17 protein-coding genes are annotated in these 19,780 nt (G+C 71.7%); 7 read left to right on the top strand and 10 right to left on the bottom strand.

From position 1 onward, the window contains the following. Positions 1-26: 26 nt before the first annotated feature. From IO33_RS0127525 to IO33_RS0127515, 3 genes are all read right to left on the bottom strand, one after another. Positions 27-1,790, bottom strand: a complete 1,764-nt coding sequence (locus IO33_RS0127525) for an outer membrane protein assembly factor BamB family protein (RefSeq protein WP_031169738.1) — start codon at positions 1,788-1,790, stop codon at positions 27-29. Between the two features lie 94 nt (positions 1,791-1,884). After that, the gene (locus IO33_RS0127520; protein ID WP_031169736.1) at positions 1,885-3,675 is read right to left on the bottom strand and encodes an outer membrane protein assembly factor BamB family protein; all 1,791 of its coding nucleotides are present in this window, start codon (positions 3,673-3,675) and stop codon (positions 1,885-1,887) included. Between the two features lie 270 nt (positions 3,676-3,945). Beyond that, positions 3,946-5,754 (bottom strand): ABC-F family ATP-binding cassette domain-containing protein, encoded by a 1,809-nt coding sequence (locus IO33_RS0127515; protein WP_031169734.1) that lies wholly within the window; start codon positions 5,752-5,754, stop codon positions 3,946-3,948. Between the two features lie 157 nt (positions 5,755-5,911). Here IO33_RS0127515 and IO33_RS0127510 point away from each other — a divergent pair, with 157 nt between their 5' ends. Further along, positions 5,912-6,505 carry a Uma2 family endonuclease gene (locus IO33_RS0127510; protein ID WP_031169730.1) on the top strand — a complete coding sequence of 198 codons (594 nt, stop codon included), beginning with the start codon at positions 5,912-5,914 and terminating at the stop codon, positions 6,503-6,505. A 6-nt stretch (positions 6,506-6,511) separates the two neighbouring features. On the opposite strand, the gene IO33_RS0127505 is transcribed toward IO33_RS0127510, so the two are convergent. From IO33_RS0127505 to rsmI, 6 genes are all read right to left on the bottom strand, one after another. Next, positions 6,512-7,405 carry a 4-(cytidine 5'-diphospho)-2-C-methyl-D-erythritol kinase gene (locus IO33_RS0127505; RefSeq protein WP_031169728.1) on the bottom strand — a complete coding sequence of 298 codons (894 nt, stop codon included), beginning with the start codon at positions 7,403-7,405 and terminating at the stop codon, positions 6,512-6,514. Further along, positions 7,402-8,271, bottom strand: a complete 870-nt coding sequence (rsmA, locus tag IO33_RS0127500; protein ID WP_031169726.1) for a 16S rRNA (adenine(1518)-N(6)/adenine(1519)-N(6))-dimethyltransferase RsmA — start codon at positions 8,269-8,271, stop codon at positions 7,402-7,404. The genes IO33_RS0127505 and rsmA overlap by 4 nt, the downstream gene beginning before the upstream one ends. A 101-nt stretch (positions 8,272-8,372) precedes the next feature. Then, the gene (locus IO33_RS0127495) at positions 8,373-9,779 is read right to left on the bottom strand and encodes a resuscitation-promoting factor (protein ID WP_031169724.1); all 1,407 of its coding nucleotides are present in this window, start codon (positions 9,777-9,779) and stop codon (positions 8,373-8,375) included. 160 nt (positions 9,780-9,939) lie between these two features. Then, positions 9,940-10,836 (bottom strand): TatD family hydrolase, encoded by an 897-nt coding sequence (locus IO33_RS0127490; RefSeq protein ID WP_031169722.1) that lies wholly within the window; start codon positions 10,834-10,836, stop codon positions 9,940-9,942. Positions 10,837-10,883: 47 nt separating this feature from the next. Next, complete coding sequence (locus IO33_RS0127485) at positions 10,884-11,285, bottom strand: hypothetical protein (protein WP_031169720.1); 402 nt, start codon at positions 11,283-11,285, stop codon at positions 10,884-10,886. 274 nt (positions 11,286-11,559) lie between these two features. Then, positions 11,560-12,408, bottom strand: a complete 849-nt coding sequence (rsmI, locus tag IO33_RS0127480; RefSeq protein WP_031169718.1) for a 16S rRNA (cytidine(1402)-2'-O)-methyltransferase — start codon at positions 12,406-12,408, stop codon at positions 11,560-11,562. 109 nt (positions 12,409-12,517) lie between these two features. On the opposite strand from rsmI, the gene IO33_RS0127475 reads away from it, so the two are divergent. Continuing rightward, positions 12,518-14,266: a dolichyl-phosphate-mannose--protein mannosyltransferase gene (locus tag IO33_RS0127475; protein ID WP_031169716.1), complete on the top strand. Its 1,749-nt coding sequence runs from the start codon at positions 12,518-12,520 to the stop codon at positions 14,264-14,266. A gap of 215 nt (positions 14,267-14,481) precedes the next feature. Further along, entirely contained in the window at positions 14,482-16,152 is a 1,671-nt protein-coding gene (locus IO33_RS0127470) for a penicillin-binding transpeptidase domain-containing protein (RefSeq protein WP_031169714.1), read from the top strand. Here IO33_RS0127470 and IO33_RS0127465 read toward each other — a convergent pair whose 3' ends face one another. After that, positions 16,153-16,491, bottom strand: a complete 339-nt coding sequence (locus IO33_RS0127465) for an SsgA family sporulation/cell division regulator (protein ID WP_031169712.1) — start codon at positions 16,489-16,491, stop codon at positions 16,153-16,155. Positions 16,492-16,661: 170 nt separating this feature from the next. On the opposite strand from IO33_RS0127465, the gene IO33_RS0127460 reads away from it, so the two are divergent. The 4 genes from IO33_RS0127460 to IO33_RS0127445 are packed head-to-tail and all read left to right on the top strand — an operon-like array spanning position 16,662 to position 19,696. Beyond that, positions 16,662-17,723, top strand: a complete 1,062-nt coding sequence (locus tag IO33_RS0127460) for an energy-coupling factor ABC transporter permease (protein WP_031169709.1) — start codon at positions 16,662-16,664, stop codon at positions 17,721-17,723. A gap of 1 nt (position 17,724) precedes the next feature. Continuing rightward, the gene (cbiQ, locus tag IO33_RS0127455; RefSeq protein WP_031169707.1) at positions 17,725-18,486 is read left to right on the top strand and encodes a cobalt ECF transporter T component CbiQ; all 762 of its coding nucleotides are present in this window, start codon (positions 17,725-17,727) and stop codon (positions 18,484-18,486) included. Continuing rightward, positions 18,474-19,235 carry an energy-coupling factor ABC transporter ATP-binding protein gene (locus tag IO33_RS0127450; protein ID WP_031169705.1) on the top strand — a complete coding sequence of 254 codons (762 nt, stop codon included), beginning with the start codon at positions 18,474-18,476 and terminating at the stop codon, positions 19,233-19,235. Before cbiQ ends, IO33_RS0127450 begins: the two co-directional genes overlap by 13 nt. Continuing rightward, the gene (locus IO33_RS0127445) at positions 19,232-19,696 is read left to right on the top strand and encodes a MarR family winged helix-turn-helix transcriptional regulator (RefSeq protein WP_031169703.1); all 465 of its coding nucleotides are present in this window, start codon (positions 19,232-19,234) and stop codon (positions 19,694-19,696) included. Before IO33_RS0127450 ends, IO33_RS0127445 begins: the two co-directional genes overlap by 4 nt. The last annotated feature ends 84 nt before the right edge of the window (positions 19,697-19,780 follow it).

Raw genomic sequence — 19,780 nt, 5'->3', positions numbered from 1 at the left:
GACTCGTCATGAGGTCGGCGAGGCCGTCAGCCGCCCGTGCCGAACGCCACCGCCAGGTCCTTGCCGTACGACGAGGACGCCTTGCGGGCGTGGACCTCCGACATGTACAGGCGGCCGTCGGCGAAGAGGAGCTCCGCGAAGTCCGGCAGCATGTCGATCTCCACGTCGTGCACGCTCCGCGTGGAGGGGTTCTCCAGCAGCTTGGTCGACTTGAAGGTCCCGCCGTCGATGCTGAGGACCTGGCCACCCTTGTCGTACGGCGGTTCGTTGTAGGCGATCAGGTTGCTCCCGTCCATGCGCAGCGGCGAGAGCGTGTAGCCGTCCCCGGCCTCGACGCGCTGGCCGGTCGGCTTGCCGGTGTGCAGGTCGAACGAGACGATCTCGTTGGTCCTGCTGAACTCGCCGGTGCCGTCGTGCTCCGCGGTCGGCAGATACAGCTTGCCGTTGCCGACGACGATCTGGCGGCAGTCCTCGATACGGGTGCTGCCGTCGCACTTGCCGCCGTAGGTGTTGTCCGGCGCGGAGATGTGGGCGAGCAGCTTGCCGGTCTTGTTGTCGATGGAGAAGTAGTCCAGGGCGTCGCTTTCCTCGCCCACCTCGGCGGCCACCACCAGCGGCTCGGTGGAGACGACGGAGGCGTCCTGGATGCCCGGATCCATCTTGTACTCGGAGAGCACCTTCCCGGTCTTCGGGTCGATGGTCTGGATGGACACCCGCTCGTTGTCGATGTCTCCGCAGGAGCGCACCGCCACCAGCTTGGCGCCACCGCCGTACCCCGCGTCATAGCAGTCGTCGCCCGGCTTCGGCAGCCACAGCGGCTTGCCGGAGTCGAGGTCGAAGGCGGCGCCGCCTTCGGAGTCGCCCAGCGCGACGGTGCGCTGAGCGACCGTCACGTTCTCGTAGTCGATCGGGTAGTCACCGGACTTGACCGTCTTCGTCCACAGTTTCGTCCCCGCGTCGAGGTCGATCGCGGCGATCTGGGTGCACCCGCCGATGGACGTCTTCGTGTCCGGCCTCGGCTGGTAGGTGATCGCGGTCTTGTCGTCGTCGGTGACGTGCTTGCTCGCCGCGCAGAGCGGGCCGGGCAGCTCGATCGTCCACAGCTTGGTGCCCTTGGCCGGGTCGTAGCCGACGATCTCGTTGACGCCGCTCTTGGCGTACACCTTGTCGGTCAGCCACGAACCGATCGTGCTGATCAGGTCGTTCGCGTGGGGCATGGGCACCTCGAAGAGGACCTTGCCCGCGGGGTCGGCCGGCACCTTCTCCTTGCCGCCGCCGGTCTTGCCGCCGGTGCCGCCGCTGGACGAGGCGGTGTTGTGGCTCTTGCCGTCGTCCCCGGAGGAGCTGGCGTACCAGATGCCGCCGGCGACGATCAGCGCGATGGCGACGACGGCCGCGACGACGATGAACAGCACCGAGTTGTTGCGTCCGCCACCGCTCTGTCCCGGCTGCGGCTGCATCGGCACGGTCGGCGGCTGGCCCGGATAGCCGTAACCCGGCTGCGTGGGCTGCCCGTACGGGTTCTGCGGCTGGCCGTAGGCCGGGGGCTGCTGGCCGTACGGGTTCTGCTGCGGGCCGGGGTAGCCGTAACCGGACTGGGGCGGCTGGGGCGGCTGCGGGGCCGGAGCGGGCTGCGGGTACCCGTAGCCGGGCTGCGGCTGAGGGGGCTGCGGGTACCCGTAGCCGGGCTGCGGCTGAGGCGGCTGCGGGGGCTGCTGCGGTGGGCTCGGGGGGCCGAAGCCGCCCTGCTGCGGGGGCTGGTTCGGCGGCGGAGGGGGCGGCTGGGTCATGGGACGGGTACCTCGGTGGGGCTCGGAGAGCCGGACGGCGAAAGGGACGGCGGAAAAGGCTTGGTACGGACGGGGAGGAAGCCGGGACGGCGGCTCAGTTACCGAAGGCCATGATCAGCTTCTCCTTCGACTCGTCGCTGCCGTTCAGCCGGCCGGCGGAGATGAAGAACCGCCCGTCGGCCCAGGCCACGACACCGTCGTAGAAGGTGCTCTCGATCTCGGCCGTGCCCTGCGGGTTCTGCAGCAGCTTCGTGGCCCGGTGGGAGGAGCCGGCGACCGGGACCGAGACCACCTGGCCGCCCGTGTCGTACGACGGCTGCACGTAGGCGACGAGCTTGCCGCCCTCGACCTTCATCGGGTACATCGGCTCGTCGGCCGGGGACTTGGCCCGCCACCGCGCCTTGCCGTCGGCCAGGCTGATCGCGACGATCTCGTTGGCGGAGCTGGTGCTGTCCGTCGGCAGGTACAGCGTGTCGGCGTCGGCCGTGACGCCCTGGCAGCTCTGCAGGTCCCGGTCGAGGAAACCGCAGCGGGGGGCGAACTTCTCGTCGACCTTCACCTCGGAGCGGAACTTGCCGTCCTTGGTGAACGTCGTGATGTTCCAGGCCTTCTTGTCCGAGTTGGTCAGGTACACCACGAGCGGGTCCAGGGAGTAGACCTTGGTCACCTCCCAGCCCTTCTTGACCGGCTGGGACCACTTGACCTTGCCGGTGGCCGGGTCCAGTTCCTGGATCTCGTCGTGCTCGTTGGGCTCGAACGCGGCGCAGGAGGCCGCCTGGATCAGCCGGCCGGCGCCACCCGCGTACGCGTAGGGACCGCAGGAGGCGCCGTACTGCCCCTTCCCGTACAGCTTCTTGCCGCTGTCGACGTCGTACGCCGTGCCCGACCCCACGCGACCCACCATCAGCGTCCTGCCGCTGACGGACAGGTTGATCTCGACCTGGATGTCGAAGGCCCCGCGGCGGTCGACCTTGCCGCTCCAGCCCTTCTCGCCGGTGGCCAGGTCGATCTGCTGCAGCTGGTTGCACACGGCCTTGTCGTCGGCGCCGCTCATGTACGCCACGACGACCTTGCCGTCGTCCGACTGCTGCGGGGTGACCGCGCAGATCTTCTGCGGCAGGGTGATCGGGCTCCAGGCGGGCTTGCCGTCGCCGACGCCGTAGGAGAAGACCTGCTTGTACGCCGCCTTCACCACCGTCTTGCCGGTGACCCACATGCCGGGGGCGTCGGCGCCGGAACGGGGCGCGTCCGGTGCCGACTCGTACCAGAGCACCTTCGCCTCACCGGCCTTGCGGCCCGCGTTGAGGTCCTCCGGGTCGTCACCGCCGCCGCTCGACGCGCTCGGCGAGGCGGAGGCGGAGTGCTTGGGGTCGTCGCTCTGCTGGGCGACGGGCTTCTTCTTGCCGCCGTCGTCGCTCGTGACCGCGTACACCGTGCCGCCGACGACCAGCAGCGCGGCCACCGCGGCACCGATGATCAGCGCCGTCCTGCGCCGGGGCGCCCCGCCGGGCGCGGCACCGGGCGCGCCCGGGTACGCCGGCTGCTGCGGGTGGCCGAACCCGGGCTGGGGCGCCGCCCCGTAGGGGCCCGGCTGCTGCGGGTAGCCGTAGGGCCCGGGCGTGCCGGGCACGGTGGGGGCGCCGTACGGCCCCGGCTGCTGGGGGTAGCCGTAGCCGGGCTGGGGCGGCTGCGGCGGGGCGGCCGGGGGCTGGGCCGGCGGCGGGGGTGTGGGAGGCATGCCCGGGGCGCCCGGAGTCCCCTGGGGGGCGCCGAAACCGCCCGGGGCCGGTGGCGGTTGCGGGGCTCCGAAGCCGCCACCCTGCGGCGGCTGGCCCTGCGGCGCTCCGAAACCGCCCTGCGGCGGCTGGTTGGGCGGCTGGGTCATCAGCGCTCTTCCCCCTCGTTCACTGATTTTTAGCCACGCCCTGAGGTTCTTGACAGACCCTGGGTCGTTACTCAGACAGTTCTCAGACGGCCCTTTCTATCACTCGGTACCGACAGCACAGGGGCTCGGATCCGCCGCTGTTCCCAAGGGACGACCTGGCCGTGATGTCGCCGTTACGCGCCTTCACGCCCCCTTCACGCGGCGCACGCAACGGCGCCGCGCGCGGCTTGATTTCAGCCGCGCGCCGGGCACCTGCGTACCGCGGGTCCGCTACGCGTCCTCCGCCAACTCCAGCCAGCGCATCTCCAGTTCCTCGCGCTCACCGGCGAGGTCGCGCAACTGGGCGTCCAGGTCGGCGACCTTCGCGAAGTCGGTGGCGTTCTCGGCGATCTGGGCGTGCAGCCTGGTCTCCTTCTCGGAGATCTTGTCCAACTGGCGCTCGATCTTCTGGAGTTCCTTCTTGGCGGCACGCTGGTCGGCGGCGCTCTTCTCCTGCACGGCCGGCTTGGGCGCCGCGGCGGCGGCCTGGGCGGCGACCGCCTCCTCCATCCGCTGCCGCCGTTCCAGGTACTCGTCGATGCCACGCGGCAGCATCCGCAGGGTGCCGTCGCCGAGGAGGGCGAAGACCCGGTCCGTCGTGCGCTCGACGAAGAACCGGTCGTGGGAGATGACGATCATCGAGCCGGGCCAGCCGTCGAGGACGTCCTCCAGCTGGGTGAGGGTCTCGATGTCGAGGTCGTTGGTGGGCTCGTCCAGGAAGAGGACGTTGGGCTCGTCCATGAGCAGGCGCAGCAGCTGCAGGCGCCGGCGCTCACCACCCGACAGGTCGCCGACCGGCGTCCACTGCTTCTCCTTGTTGAAGCCGAACGTCTCGCACAGCTGCCCGGCGGTCATCTCACGTCCCTTGCCGAGGTCGACGCGCTCGCGGACCTGCTGGACGGCTTCCAGGACCCGCGTGCTCGGGTCCAGCTCGGCGACCTCCTGGGAGAGGTAGGCGAGCTTGACGGTCCTGCCGACGGCGATGCGCCCACCGGCCGGCTGCTCCTCACCCTCCGTGCGCGCCGCCGCGGCCATGGCCCGCAGCAGGGAGGTCTTGCCGGCGCCGTTCACACCGACGAGGCCGATCCGGTCGCCGGGTCCCAGCTGCCAGGTGACGTGCTTGAGCAGCACCTTGGGCCCGGCCTGCACGGTGATGTCTTCCAGGTCGAAGACGGTCTTGCCGAGCCGCGAGGAGGCGAACTTCATCAGCTCGCTGCTGTCCCGGGGCGGCGGCACGTCCGCGATCAGCTCGTTGGCGGCCTCGACCCGGAAGCGCGGCTTGGACGTACGGGCCGGGGCGCCGCGCCGCAGCCAGGCCAGCTCCTTGCGGATCAGGTTCTGCCGCTTGGCCTCCTCGGTGGCCGCGATCCGCTCGCGCTCGGCGCGCGCGAAGACGTAGTCGGAGTAGCCACCCTCGTACTCGTACACGTCGCCGCGCTGCACGTCCCACATGCGGGTGCAGACCTGGTCCAGGAACCACCGGTCGTGGGTCACGCAGACCAGCGCCGAGCGCCGGTTCTGCAGGTGCTTCGCGAGCCAGGCGATGCCCTCGACGTCGAGGTGGTTGGTGGGCTCGTCCAGGACGAGCAGGTCCTGCTCCTCGATGAGCAGCTTGGCCAGCGCGATCCGGCGCCGCTCACCACCGGAGAGCGGTCCGATGACGGTGTCCAGCCCCTTCGGGAAGCCCGGCAGGTCCAGCCCGCCGAACAGCCCGGTCAGCACGTCCCTGACCTTGGCGTTGCCCGCCCACTCGTGGTCGGCCATGTCGCCGATCACCTCGTGGCGGACGGTGGCGGCGGGGTCGAGGGAGTCGTGCTGGGTGAGCACGCCGAGCCGCAGCCCGCCGGAGTGGGTGACCCGTCCGGTGTCGGCCTCCTCCAGCTTGGCGAGCATCCGGATGAGGGTGGTCTTGCCGTCGCCGTTGCGTCCGACGACCCCGATCCGGTCCCCTTCCGACACGCCGAGCGAGACGCCGTCCAGCAGGGCACGGGTGCCGTACACCTTGCTGACGTTCTCGACATTGACCAGGTTGACGGCCATTTCACTCCTGCGTGCGGGGGTCGGTCAGCCTTCTAGCGTAGGGCCTGCGGCGCGGGGAGCGGGGCGCGAGGGGGTGGTCACTCTTTGTGATGACGCGATCAGGGACAGGCCGCTACCGTGGAGGACAGGCAGCAGGATCCCGTCCATGGGAGGAACCATGACCGCCGAGTCCGTAAAGCACCGCGTCCAGTGGCCGGTGCCCCCTCAGGACGGCTACACCGTGGACGACCTGTTCACGCTGCCGGATCTCCCGCGTCACACCGAGCTGATCGACGGGAGCCTGGTCTTCGTGAGTCCGCAGCGCTATTTCCACTACGCCATGATCCATCTGCTGGCGCACGGACTGCGCAGCACTGTGCCGCCCGACTTGAAGGTCGCGTGTGAGATGACGGTGGTACTGGATCGACGCAACGGCCCGGAACCGGACATCTCCGTGATCCGTGCCGAAGCCCTCACCGATCGGCGTCAGACCCACTTCAAGGCAGCCGACGTGCTGCTCGCCGTGGAGGTGGTCTCACCGGACTCCGAGGCTCGCGACCGTGACTACAAGCCGCACAAGTACGCAGCGGCGGGCATCCCCCATTACTGGCTCGTCGACATGGCGGGACAGGACGACCACCCGGTGGTCCAGGTGTACGAGCGCGGCGAGGCCACCGGCACATACGCGCTGACCGGCATCTACCACGACCACGTCAAGATCAGCGTCCCCTACGACATCGACATCGACCTCGCCGCCATCGACCAGTACTGAGCCTCCTCAGAGAACCGTCGCCCCCGCCACGGGCCCTTCGGCCGTCCGCACGGCCCTGCACGTCCCCGACGCCCGCAGGGCTGCCGCCACCTTCTCCGCCGCCTCGGCATCCCGCACGAGGAACGCCGTGGTCGGCCCCGATCCGGACACCAGCGCGGCGAGCGCACCCGCCCCACGCCCCGCCTCCAGCGTGTCCGCCAGCTCAGGGAACAGGGACAGCGCCGCGGGCTGAAGGTCATTGGAGACGGCGGCGGCCAACGCCACCGCATCCCCCTTCGCCAGCGCCTGGAGCAGCTCCGCCGAAGCCACCGGCTCAGGGATCTCCCGCCCCTGCGCGAGCCGGTCGAACTCGCGGAAGACCGCCGGCGTCGACAGCCCCCGCTCGGCCATCGCGAACACCCAGTGGAAGGTGCCGCCGACCTCCAGGACGGTCAGCCGCTCCCCGCGTCCGACGCCGAGAGCGGCGCCCCCGACCAGGCTGAACGGCACATCGCTGCCCAGCTCGGCGCAGATCGCGAGCAGCTCGGCCCGGGATGCGCCCGTGCCCCACAGCGTGTTGCAGGCGAGCAGCGCGCCCGCGCCGTCCGCGCTGCCGCCCGCCATGCCGCCGGCGACCGGGATGTCCTTGGCGATGTGGATGTGCACGTTCGGTTCGATGCCCCGGCGCCCGGCGAGCGCGAGCGCCGCGCGCGCGGCGAGGTTGGTGCGGTCGAGGGGGACCTGGTCGGCGTCCGGGCCCTCGCAGGTGATGCGGAGCTCCTCCGCCGGGGTCACCGTCACCTCGTCGTACAGGCCGACGGCGAGGAAGACGTTGGCGAGGTCGTGGAAGCCGTCCGCGCGGGCGGCGCCCACCGCGAGCTGGACGTTGACCTTGGCCGGTACCCGTACCGTGACGCTCACGTGCCGCTCTCCTTGTGCTCGGCGATCCGCGCGAACTCCTCCACCGTCAGCGACTCCCCGCGCGCCTGCGGCGAGACCCCGGCCGCGACCAGGGCGGCCTCCGCGGCCGCCGCAGACCCGGCCCACCCGGCCAGCGCGGCCCGCAGGGTCTTGCGGCGCTGCGCGAAGGCCGCGTCGACGACGGCGAAGACCTCGGCCTTGGAGGCGGTGGTCTTGATCGGCTCGGCCCGCCGCACCAGCGACACCAGCCCGCTGTCGACGTTCGGCGCGGGCCAGAAGACGTTGCGGCCGATGGCGCCGGCGCGCTTGACCTCGGCGTACCAGTTGGCCTTCACGGACGGCACGCCGTACACCTTGTTGCCGGGCGCGGCGGCCAGCCGGTCGGCGACCTCGGACTGCACCATGACGAGGGTGCGCTCGATGCTCGGGAAGGTGTCGAGCATGTGCAGCAGCACGGGCACGGCGACGTTGTAGGGGAGGTTCGCCACCAGCGCCGTCGGCGGCGGGCCGGGCAGCTCGGCGACGTGCATCGCGTCGGAGTGGACGAGGGCGAACCGGTCGGCGCGCTCCGGCATGCGCGCGCCGATGGTCGCGGGCAGCGCCGCGGCCAGCACGTCGTCGATCTCGACGGCGGTGACCCGGTCGGCGACCTCCAGCAGCGCGAGCGTGAGGGAGCCGAGCCCCGGCCCGACCTCGACGACCACGTCCTCGGGGCGGACCTCGGCGGTGCGGACGATTCGGCGGACCGTGTTGGCGTCGATCACGAAGTTCTGGCCGCGCTGCTTGGTGGGACGGACACCGAGCGCTGCCGCCAGCTCACGGATGTCGGCGGGGCCGAGGAGGGCGTCGGGGGTGGGGCTGCTCACGGGACAAGGGTACGGGGGTCCGCGGCGCCGGGTTGCCAGGTACCCGGCGCCGCGGCTGGGCGGGGGTGGGGGCGCCGGCCGGGTGCCGCCGCGCCCCGGTGTCAGCCGTGCAGCTTGGCCCCGCAGTGCGGCCAGGGCGTCGACCCGCGCCGCGTGTACAGCTTCTTCGCGCGGAACGTCTGCTCCTCCGCCGGGGCGTCCTGGGGGCGTCCGTTGCCGCCGAGGCTGTGCCAGGTGCGCGTGTCGAACTGGTAGAGGCCGCCGTACGTCCCGGAGGGGTCGACCGCGGTCGGGCGGCCACCGGACTCGCAGGCGGCGAGACCGTGCCAGTTCAGGTGGTCGGCGCCGGCCACCGAGGGCGGCAGCGGCTTGGTGCCCACCTTCACGATCTGCTTGCGCGGCTTGCGCACCACCTCGGAGGTCTCCCGGCGCGGCTTCTCCCGTACGCCGTTGACGATGCGCAGGAGGTAGGTGTCGCGCCGCAGTCCGGGCCGGCCCGCCTGGACGACGACCTCGGTGCCCTTGAAGAGGGTGGGGTCCTCGGCGCGCTCCACCGCGAACGGGATCTGTTCCTCGTGGATTTCCCGGGTGCCGCTGACCCGCAGCACGGTCACCGTCTGCCCGTCCCGCGGAAAGCTGTCGAGCGGCACGGAGGTGATGTCCTGGCCGTGCAGGCCGATCCCGGCCTCCTCGATGACCTCGCGGACGGTGGCGGCGTTGGTGCGCAGGGTGCGGGTCCGGCCGTCGGCCATGACCGTGACGGCGCGCTCGGTGCGCACGTCGAGCGTGAGCCCGGCGCGTCCGATGTTCTGGGAGCGCGAGGTGGACAGGTACGCGCCCTCCGCGCGCACCCCCAGCTCGTCCAGGGCTCCTTCCACCGTGTGCGCCGTCGTCCACACCTCGTGCTGCTGGCCGTCCAGGGTGAGCCGGACGGGGCGCCCGTAGCGCACGGCGACCGTGTCACCGCTGGCGAGCGTCGTGCCGGGGGCGGGCGCGATCACGTCGTGCGCTCCCACGGGCACGCGTTCCTCCGCGAGCAGCTCGCTGACGTCGTCGGCGAAGGTGTGCAGGGTGCGCTGCTTGCCCTCGACGGTCAGCTCGACCGCCTTGTCCTTGGCGACGAAGGCGGTGGTGCCGCCCGCGAGGAAGGCCACGACCAGAGCCTGTGGCAGCAGGCGGCGCACGGCGGACTCCGGGCGCTCGGCACAGCGTCCTCTGCGTCGGCGCGCGGCCCGGCCGCCCGCTCCGGCGGGGACCTCGGGTCCGAACACCCCCTCCTCGTCCGGCGCGCTCCGTACCTGCGGCGCGCCCCCGGCCTGCGGCACGCGCACGCCCTGCCGGGGCAGCACCGGCTCGGTGACGAAGTACGCCTGCGCCTCGTACGCGGGCCGGTAGGTGTCCTCGTACAGCCCATACGGCTGGGTGTCCGCGGTGTACAGGGAGGCGCCGGGGCCGTACGGCTCGTACGTCCCCCACGTCTCGAACGTCTCGTACTGCGACTTGCTCACGCCGACACGCTCCAGAGGTGCCAGAGGGGTCCGGATCGGGCCCCCAGAACCTAGCGGAGCGACCGTCACTCTCCAAAGCGACGCGACTACGTACTGTTGCCCGGCGAGCGCGCGCTCGCCGCTCGAACGGGGGATCGCGGCGTGCTGGTCGAACTGGGGCTCAGTAGCCGAAGGCGCGCGCGGTGTTGGCGGCGAGGGCCGTCGCCAGCGCGTCCTCGTCGATGCCGCGCACGGCGGCCATCGCACGGACCGTGACCGGTACGAGGTACGGGGCGTTGGGCCGGCCGCGGTAGGGCGCGGGCGTCAGGAACGGCGCGTCGGTCTCCACGAGGACCAGCTCCAGCGGGGCGACGGCGAGGGCGTCCCGCAGGTTCTGGGCGTTCTTGAAGGTGACGTTGCCGGCGAAGGACATGAAGTAGCCCTCGCGGGCGCAGATCTCCGCCATCTCGGCGTCGCCGGAGTAGCAGTGGAAGACGGTGCGCCCGGGGGCGCCCTCCTCCTTCAGGACGCGCAGGACGTCGGCGTGCGCGTCGCGGTCGTGGATGACGAGCGCCTTGCCGTGCCGCTTGGCGATCTCGATGTGGGCGCGGAAGGACCGCTCCTGGGCGTCCTTGCCCTCGGGCCCGGTGCGGAAGTGGTCCAGCCCGGTCTCCCCGACGCCCTTCACCTGGGGCAGTCCGGCGAGCCGGTCGATCTCGGCGAGGGCCTCGTCCAGCGCCGCGTCGCCGCCCGGCTGCCGGGCGCCCTGCCGCGACCAGCCGTCGGGGTCACCGTGGACGATGCGCGGCGCCTCGTTGGGGTGGAGGGCGACGGCGGCGTGGACGCTGTCGTACGCGGCCGCGGTCTCGGCGGCCCAGCGCGAGCCCTTGATGTCGCAGCCGACCTGCACGACCGTCGTCACCCCCACGGACGCGGCCTTCGCGAGGCCCTCCTCGACCGTGCCGGACTGCATGTCGAGGTGCGTGTGGGAGTCGGCGACCGGAACCCGCAGCGGTGCCGGAAGCGGCGGCGCTGTGTTCTTGTCGCCCTTGGCGGTCTGACCGGCGTTCGAAGGCATGCCCCGATCCTACGAAAGGGGCATGTCCGCGGCGGCCGGCGATCCGCTCAGCTCGCCTTGCGCTGGAAGGGGTGCAGGAGATCGGACAGGTGCCAGTGGTGCGGTTCCTTGGGCGACGCGGGCACCTCCGGCGCCTCGACCGGGCCCGCCTGCGGCACGCTGTGGTGCCGCTCCGCGGCGCCGCGCACCGAGGAGACCTGCCCGGCGCGCATGATCCGCACGACGTGGCCGTCGCAGTTGTGGCAGCTGGGCCGGCTCAGTGGCGACGGCACGACCCGGCCGTCGGCCACGTACAGCACGAACTCCTGCCCTTCGGCGTCCGTGTGGTGCTCTATCTCGTACGACTGCTCCCAGCCGTGCCCGCATCGCATGCAGGCGAACGAATACGACTCGTGAACGACGGCTGTGGCCGTACCGCGGAGGCCGGACTGCCCTGCGATCTCACTCATGCCAGCTCCTCTTGTTCCGCTGGACAAACGCCCCGCAACGGGGCGTCTCTTCGACCAGTGGACTCTTCTGCCGACGTGAACGCATCAGGGCTGTCGAGTGTTGGAGGCGATTTGGCAGTTCCTTGCAGAAAACGCCCTCTCCACCCCCGTGGGCTTTGCTTTCGGCGACAGCCTTTTGCCGTTCCATGGCCCATTCGCTCACACGAGAACAGCCCTGCTCAGAGGGGGTTTCCGTAGCTCTCCGAGGGGGGCGCGGCCAAGCTGAACCCGGCAGTCACCCACCGGCACGTTTGGCGGCGACCACCGCGTCGAAAACGACCCGCTTCGGCAGCCCCGCCTCCACCGCGACCGCGGCGATCGCCTCCTTGCGCCGCTCCCCGGCCTCCTCCCGCACGCGCACCCGGCGCACCAGCTCCTCCGCGTCGAGTTCCTCCGGGCCGGCCTCGGGCGCCCCCTCGACCACGACGGTGATCTCCCCGCGGACGCCCTCCGCGGCCCACCGCGCCAGCTCGGCCAGCGGACCGCGCCGGACCTCCTCGTACGTCTTGGTCAGCTCCCGGCACACGGCGGCGCGCCGTTCCGCGCCGAAGACCTCGGCCATCGCGGCGAGGGTGTCGTCGAGCCGGTGCGGGGCCTCGAAGTAGACGAGGGTGCGCCGCTCGCCCGCGGCCTCGCGCAGCCGGGACAGCCGCTCGCCCGCCTTGCGCGGCAGGAAGCCCTCGAAGCAGAACCGGTCGACGGGGAGCCCGGACAGGGCGAGCGCGGTCAGCACGGCGGACGGCCCCGGGACGGCGGTGACCCGGATGTCCCGCTCCACGGCGGCCGCGACGAGCCGGTAGCCCGGGTCGGACACCGACGGCATCCCGGCGTCGGTCACGAGCAGCACGCGCGCGCCGCCGAGCAGCTCGTCGACCAGTTCCGGCGTACGGGCGGATTCGTTGCCCTCGAAGTACGACACCACGCGGCCCTTGGGCGTGACGCCGAGGGCCTGGGTGAGCCGGCGCAGCCGCCGGGTGTCCTCGGCGGCGACCACGTCGGCGCGGGCCAGCTCCTCGGCCAGCCGGGGCGGCGCGTCCGCGATGTCGCCGATGGGGGTACCTGCGAGGACAAGGGTTCCAGTCACGCCCTCCATCCTCCCAGGAACCACCGACAGCCCTGCCGGGAGCGGCCGCCTGCCGACCGGTACCCCACATGCACGGGACTCGCACAGAACCGTTCCCTACGATGGCGCGGTGACCGATACCGCGTCCTCCATGGACCTCCGGCAGGGCCAGGCGCCGCACGACCAGCGGCCGTCGTGGCGGCAGCGGCTGCGCCGATTCGGGTACGTTCCGGCCGAGGACGCCCCCGCGGGCGGCGTACGCGACCGGCTGGTGCCCCCGTTCGCCGAGCCGGGCCCCCGGCTGTGGCAGGCGCTCGGCGTGTCGCCGGTCCTCGCCGAGCGGATCACCCGCTGGTCGGGCTGGGGCGGTCCGCTGCTGGTGACGCTGATGGCGGGCCTGATGCGGTTCTGGAACCTGGGCAGCCCGCGCGCGGTGATATTCGACGAGACGTACTACGCCAAGGACGCCTGGGCGCTCGTCCACCGCGGCTACGAGGTCAACTGGGACAAGAACGCCAACGACCTGGTGTTGCAGACGCACGGCCACCTCGTGATCCCGACGGACGCGGCGTACGTCGTGCACCCGCCGGTCGGCAAGTACGTCATCGGGCTCGGCGAGCTGGTGTTCGGGTTCGACCCGTTCGGCTGGCGGTTCATGACCGCGCTGCTGGGCACCCTCTCCGTCCTGCTGCTGTGCCGGATCGGGCGCCGGCTGTTCCGCTCGACGTTCCTCGGCTGCCTGGCGGGCGCGCTGATGGCGGTGGACGGCCTGCACTTCGTGATGAGCCGGACCTCGCTGCTCGACGGCGTGCTGATGTTCTTCGTGGTGGCCGCGTTCGGCTGTCTGGTCGTCGACCGGGACCGGTCGCGGGAGAGGCTGGCCGCCGCGCTGCCGGCCGGCCCGGACGGCCGGGTCCGCCCGGACGCGGACGTGGCCGACACGTTCCGGCTCGGTCTGCGGCCCTGGCGCTGGGCGGCCGGGCTGATGCTGGGCCTGGCCATCGGCACGAAGTGGAACGGCCTGTACATCCTGGCCGCGTTCTGTGTGATGGCGGTGCTGTGGGACGTCGGCGCCCGCAGGACCGCGGGCGCCCTGCACCCGTACGCGGCGGCCCTGAAGTACGACACGGGCATCGCCTTCCTGGCGACGGTCCCCGTGGCGATCGCCGTCTACCTGGCCTCCTGGACCGGCTGGATCCTCTCCCCGGCCAACGGCACCGGCGGCTACTTCCGCAACTGGGCGGCCACCGACGGCAAGGGCGGCAGCTGGACCTTCCTGCCGGACTGGCTGCGCAGTCTGTGGCACTACGAGCACGAGGTGTACGAGTTCCACGTCGGCCTGACGTCCCCGCACACCTACCAGTCCAACCCGTGGAGCTGGATCGTGCTGGGCCGTCCGGTGTCGTACTTCTACGAGTCCCCGAACCCCGGCGCGGACGGCTGCCCGGCCGACGCCGGCCAGAAGTGCGCCCGTGAGGTGCTGGCGATCGGCACCCCGCTGCTGTGGTGGGCGGCCTGCTTCGCGATCCTCTACGTGCTGTGGCGGTGGGCGTTCCGCCGCGACTGGCGGGCCGGTGCCGTGGCGTGCGGGATCGCGGCCGGCTATCTGCCCTGGTTCCTGTACCAGGAGCGGACGATCTTCCTCTTCTACGCGGTCGTCTTCCTGCCGTTCCTGTGTCTGGCGGTGGCGATGATGATCGGCGCGATCATCGGGCCGCCGGGCTCCTCCGACACCCGCCGGGTGATCGGCGCGTCGGCGGCGGGCGTGCTGGTGCTGCTGATCGCGTGGAACTTCATCTACTTCTGGCCCCTGTACACGGGCACCGCGATCCCCATCGACCAGTGGCGGTCGCGGATGTGGCTGGACACCTGGGTCTAGCGGCTCAGACCCACCCGGAAGGCGGTCGACCGCCTCTGCCGCAGCCCGGGCGCCGGCAGCGCCCACGGCGGATTCCGGTCGGATTGTCGCAAGCCTGCTACGGATCCGCCGCCGACGTCACCCTCTGAGGTGGGGACTTTAAGGTGAGTGCCGTCGTTGGGGTGTGTGAGTGAGGGCTGCGGGGAGCCTGGGGAACGTACGGAGGAACTGAGGCTGTGGGCAAGAGAAGGCGCGTCGCCGAGCGACGGAAGACGACCAGTCCCGTCGTGCTCGGCGGGATGATCGCCCTGGTCCTCGGCGGCGCCGGGTTCGGCGTCTACGCGCTGTACGACGGCGGTGCCGCGGCCGACGAGCGCGCCTCCGCCGCGGCCGGCCACAAGACGGTCAAGACAGGCCCGCTCAGCGCCGCCGAGGTCCGCACGGCCTCCACCCGTTTTCTCACCGCGTGGCAGCACGGCAGGCTCACCGAGGCGGCGGCCGCCACCGACGACTCCTCCGCCGCCGCCAAGCTGCTCACCGGCTTCGCCAAGGACGCCTCCGTGAAGGGCGTCACGCTCACGCCGGGCGCGGCCAAGGGCACCGAGGTGCCGTTCTCCGTCAAGGCGACGGTGTCGTACCACAGCCTCAGCAAGCCGCTGGCGTACGACAGCGCGCTCACCGTGGTGCGGCGGGCGAGCGACGGCAAGCCGCTGGTCGACTGGCACTCCTCCGTCGTCCACCCGGACCTGAAGGACGGCGACACCCTCGTCACCGGCGCGTCCGGCACCCCGCCGATCAAGGCGCTGGACCGCGACGGCGGCGAGCTGACGACCGCCACGTACCCGTCGCTGGGCACGGTGCTGGACGGGCTGCGCGAGAAGTACGGCAAGACGGCGGGCGGCAAGGCGGGCGTCGAGCTGCGCGTGGTGCGCGGCAAGGCGGCGCAGAAGGCCGAGCTGTCCGACAAGACGCTCGTGGAGCTGAGCAAGGGCACCCCGGGCACGGTGAAGACGACCCTGAGCCCCACCCTGCAGGCTGCGGCCGAGCAGCAGGTCGGCAAGCGGGCGCGGGCGTCCGTGGTCGTCGTGCGGCCCTCGACCGGGGAGATCCTCGCGGTCGCCAACAGCGGGCACGGCTTCAACGTCGCCTTCCAGGGATCCCTCGCGCCGGGCTCCACGATGAAGATCGTGACGTCGACGATGCTGTTCGAGAAGAAGCTCGTCACCCCCGACGCGTCGCACCCGTGCCCCAAGACGTACAAGCTGGCCGGCTGGACGTTCCACAACGACGACGACTCCGAGATCAAGAAGGGCACGTTCAAGCAGAGCTTCGGAGCCTCCTGCAACAACGCCTTCATCAACTTCGCGCCGAAGCTGTCGAACAGCGACCTGACGAAGGAGGCCCAGCAGGTCTACGGCCTCGGCATGGACAACTGGGCCATCGGTGTCCCGTCGTTCGACGGTTCCGTCCCGGTGCAGAGCGGCGCGCAGATGGGCGCCTCGCTGATCGGGCAGGGCGGGGTGCGCATGAACCCGCTGAACATGGCGTCCGTGGCGGCGACGGTCGAGTCGGGCGCCTTCCACCAGCCGTACCTGGTGGCCCCCGAGGTGGACCACCGCACGCTGGCGAAGGCGGCACACACCATGTCCTCGACGACGCAGTCCCAGCTGAAGGACGTCATGCGGTTCACGGCGGACTACGGCACGGCCGCCAAGGCGATGGCGGGCATGAGCGGGGACTACGGCGCGAAGACGGGCTCCGCGGAGGTCGACGGGCAGAAGAAGCCGAACGGCTGGTTCACCGCCTTCAAGGGCGACCTGGCCGCCGCGGGCGTGGTGCAGGCGGGCGGCCACGGCGGCGACACGGCCGGTCCGATCGTGGCGACCCTCCTGAAGACGGGCGGCTGATCAGGTCCGTACGGGTTCCGCGGTGTAGGTCCGGCGCAGGAATCTGACCAGGGCCTTCGAGTCGAACTGGACGACCTCGACACCGTTGTCGGAATGGAACTCGACGACGGCCTGGACGCGGCCGCACGGCCACACCCGTACCGCGCCGCTCTCGGCCGGTGACCGCAGCCCGCGTTCCAGCAGCGTGCGGGAGAAGGTCCACTCGTGCGGGCCGGGCAGGCCGACCCGTACCGACCGTGGATCGGAGTCGGGGTCATAGCGCAGCACCACCGGTACGGCCCCCGGGTCCTCCTCGTCCGTGACGATATGGGCGCGCGCGTACTGCTCGACCACAGACATCCGATCGCCCTTTCACGCTGAGTGACCTATGCGAAAGCTGTGCATCCGCTTTCTCTCCAATGTCGCACATATTCCGATTCCCGCCCGCTGGAGCGTGCACCGCCCCGCGAAGTGCCGCACGAGCTACTGGTACTTGCAAAGCGTTCGCAACAAAGGCCTAAAATCATCCGGTGCACGTACCTGACGGATTCATCGACGCCCCCACCTCCGCCGTCACCGCAGTGGCCGCCGCCGGCGCCCTCGCGGTGAGCCTGCGCGGCGCCCGCCGCGAGCTCGACGAGCGGACGGCCCCGCTGGCCGGCCTGGTGGCGGCGTTCATCTTCGCCGTACAGATGCTCAACTTCCCCGTCGCGGCCGGAACAAGCGGCCATCTGCTGGGCGGAGCGCTGGCCGCGATCCTGGTCGGACCGTTCACGGGCGTGCTCTGTGTGTCCGTGGTGCTGCTCATGCAGGGTGTGCTGTTCGCGGACGGCGGTCTCACCGCGCTCGGCGTGAACATCACCGACATGGCGATCACCACGACGGTGGTCTCGTACGCCGTCTTCCGCGCGCTGCTCGCCGTCCTGCCCCGCAAGCGGCGCTCGGTGACCGTCGCCTCCTTCGTCGCCGCGCTGGTGTCCGTACCGGCCGCCGCGGTCGTCTTCACGCTCCTGTACGCGGTCGGCGGGACGACCGACGTCTCCCTCGGCAAGGTCGCGACCGCGATGATCGGCGTCCATGTCCTGATCGGCGTCGGCGAGGCCGTCATCACCGCGCTCACGGTGAGCGCGGTGATCGCCGTGCGCCCGGATCTCGTGCACGGCGCGCGCGGCCTGAGGCAGCGGCTCAAGCTGCGCGTGGACGGCGCACTCGTGGACGCACCGGCGCCCGTCGCGGCCCGCACGCCCGCGGCGGCGCGCACCTCGCGGCGCACGCTGTGGGTGACGGGCCTGGTCACCTCCCTCGTCCTCGCCGGATTCGTCAGCTTCTACGCCTCCGCGAACCCCGACGGCCTGGAGAAGGTCGCGCACGACAAGGGGATCGACAGGAAGACGGAGAAGCACGCCGCCGCCGACTCCCCGCTCGCCGACTACGGCGTCAGGAACGTCTCGAACGCCCGTCTGTCCGGCGGCCTCGCGGGGGTGATCGGTGTCGGCGTCACGGTCGTGGCGGGCAGCGCGGTGTTCTGGGCGCTGCGCCGGCGCCGGCCCGAGGACGTCTCCCCCGTCTCCCCCGTCAACACGGGTCTGTGACATGGGAGCCGGACACGCGCACAGGCTGTACCGGCACGGGCACTCGCCCGTGCACGGCCTGCCGCCGCACACCAAGCTCGCCGCCGCCTTCCTGTTCGTGGTGGTGGTCGTGTCGACCCCGCGCGAGGCGATGGGGGCGTTCGCGGGGTACGCGGTCCTGCTCGCCGCCGTCGCGGCCCACGCGCGCGTACCCGCCGCGTTCCTGCTCAGGCGGCTGCTGATCGAGGTGCCGTTCGTGGCGTTCGCGGTGCTCATGCCGTTCGTGGCGGAGGGCGAGCGGGTGCACGCGCTCGGCCTCTCGCTGAGCGTGAACGGCCTGTGGGGCGCCTGGAACGTGCTCGCCAAGGGCACGCTCGGCGTCGCCGCCTCCGTACTGCTGGCAGCCACCACCGAGCTGCGCGAACTGCTGCTGGGCCTGCAGCGGTTGCGGCTCCCGCCGCTGCTGGTCCAGATCGCCTCCTTCATGATCCGCTACGGCGACGTCATCACCGACGAGATGCGCCGGATGCGGATCGCCCGCGAGTCGCGCGGCTTCGAGGCCAGGGGCGTACGGCACTGGGGTGTCCTCGCCAAGTCCGCCGGCGCGCTGTTCATCCGCTCCTACGAGCGCGGGGAGCGGGTGCACCTGGCCATGGTGAGCCGCGGCTACGCCGGTTCCATGCCGGTCATCGACGAGGTGACCGCGTCCGGCGCGCAGTGGCGGCACGCCCTCACGCTCCCCTGCGCCGCCCTCGTCGTCTGTCTGCTGGGATGGGTCCTGTGAGTAACGCTTCGCTGGAGGTCTCCGGCCTCGCCTTCGCCTACCCCGACGGCCACCAGGCCCTGTTCGGCGTCGACTTCTCGATCACGCGCGGGGAGCGGGTCGCCCTGCTCGGCCCCAACGGGGCGGGCAAGACCACCCTGGTGCTGCACCTCAACGGCATCCTGGGCGGCGGCACGGGCACGGTGACGGTGGCCGGACTGCCCGTCGGCAAGCAGCACATGGCCGCCGTCCGGCAGAAGGTCGGCATCGTCTTCCAGGACCCGGACGACCAGCTGTTCATGCCGACCGTGCGGGAGGACGTGGCGTTCGGGCCGGCCGCCGCCGGCATCAGGGGGGCCGCGCTGGAGGAGCGGGTGCGCACCGCCCTGGAGCGGGTCGGCATGCAGGACTTCGCCGGCCGTCCGCCGCACCACCTGTCCTTCGGACAGCGCCGGCGCGTGGCCGTGGCCACCGTGCTCGCCATGGAGCCGGAGATCCTCGTCCTCGACGAGCCGTCGTCCAACCTCGACCCGGCCTCGCGCCGCGAGCTCGCCGACATCCTGCGCTCCCTGGACGTCACCGTCCTCATGGTCACCCACGACCTGCCCTACGCCCTGGAGCTGTGCCCGCGCTCGCTGATCCTCAGCGACGGCGTGATCGCGGCCGACGGTCCGACCGCCGGGCTGCTCTCGGACGAAGAGCTGATGCGGGCCCACCGGCTGGAGCTGCCGTTCGGCTTCGATCCGACGTCCGTGACAATGGGCGGGTGACGAACGAGGACCGCGCCGTCGAGGGGTCGCTGCTGCTGGACGACCAGCTGTGCTTCGCGCTGTACGCCGCCCAGCGCGCCGTGACCGCCGCCTACCGTCCGCTGCTGGACGGCCTCGGGCTCACCTATCCCCAGTACCTCGTGCTGCTGGTGCTGTGGGAACGCGGCGAGACCAGCGTGAAGGAACTGGCGCGCTCCCTGCGGCTGGACTACGGGACCGTCTCCCCGTTGCTCAAGCGGCTGGAGGGCGCGGGCCTGGTACGCAGGGAGCGGGCGGCCGGCGACGAGCGCTCGGTGCTTGTCGCGTGCACGGGGCGCGGCGAGGAACTGAGGGAGCGCGCGGCGCGCGTGCCGGATGCGCTGCTCACCACCGCAGGCCTCGGCGCGCAGGACGTGGCGCGGTTGCGCGAGGAGTTGTGGGCGCTCACCGAACGCGCCGACGCGGCGGCCGACCGGCCCTGATCCCGCACACCGTCCCGTCCCGGCCACTCCCGCGCTGATCTCGCGTTACTCGCGGTTGCGACCCCCGCGTGGACACCGCTGACC

It is taken from the genome of Streptomyces durhamensis (genome assembly GCF_000725475.1).
GTDB lineage: Bacteria > Actinomycetota > Actinomycetes > Streptomycetales > Streptomycetaceae > Streptomyces > Streptomyces filipinensis.
This window is presented reverse-complemented; position numbering and strand designations above follow the sequence as displayed.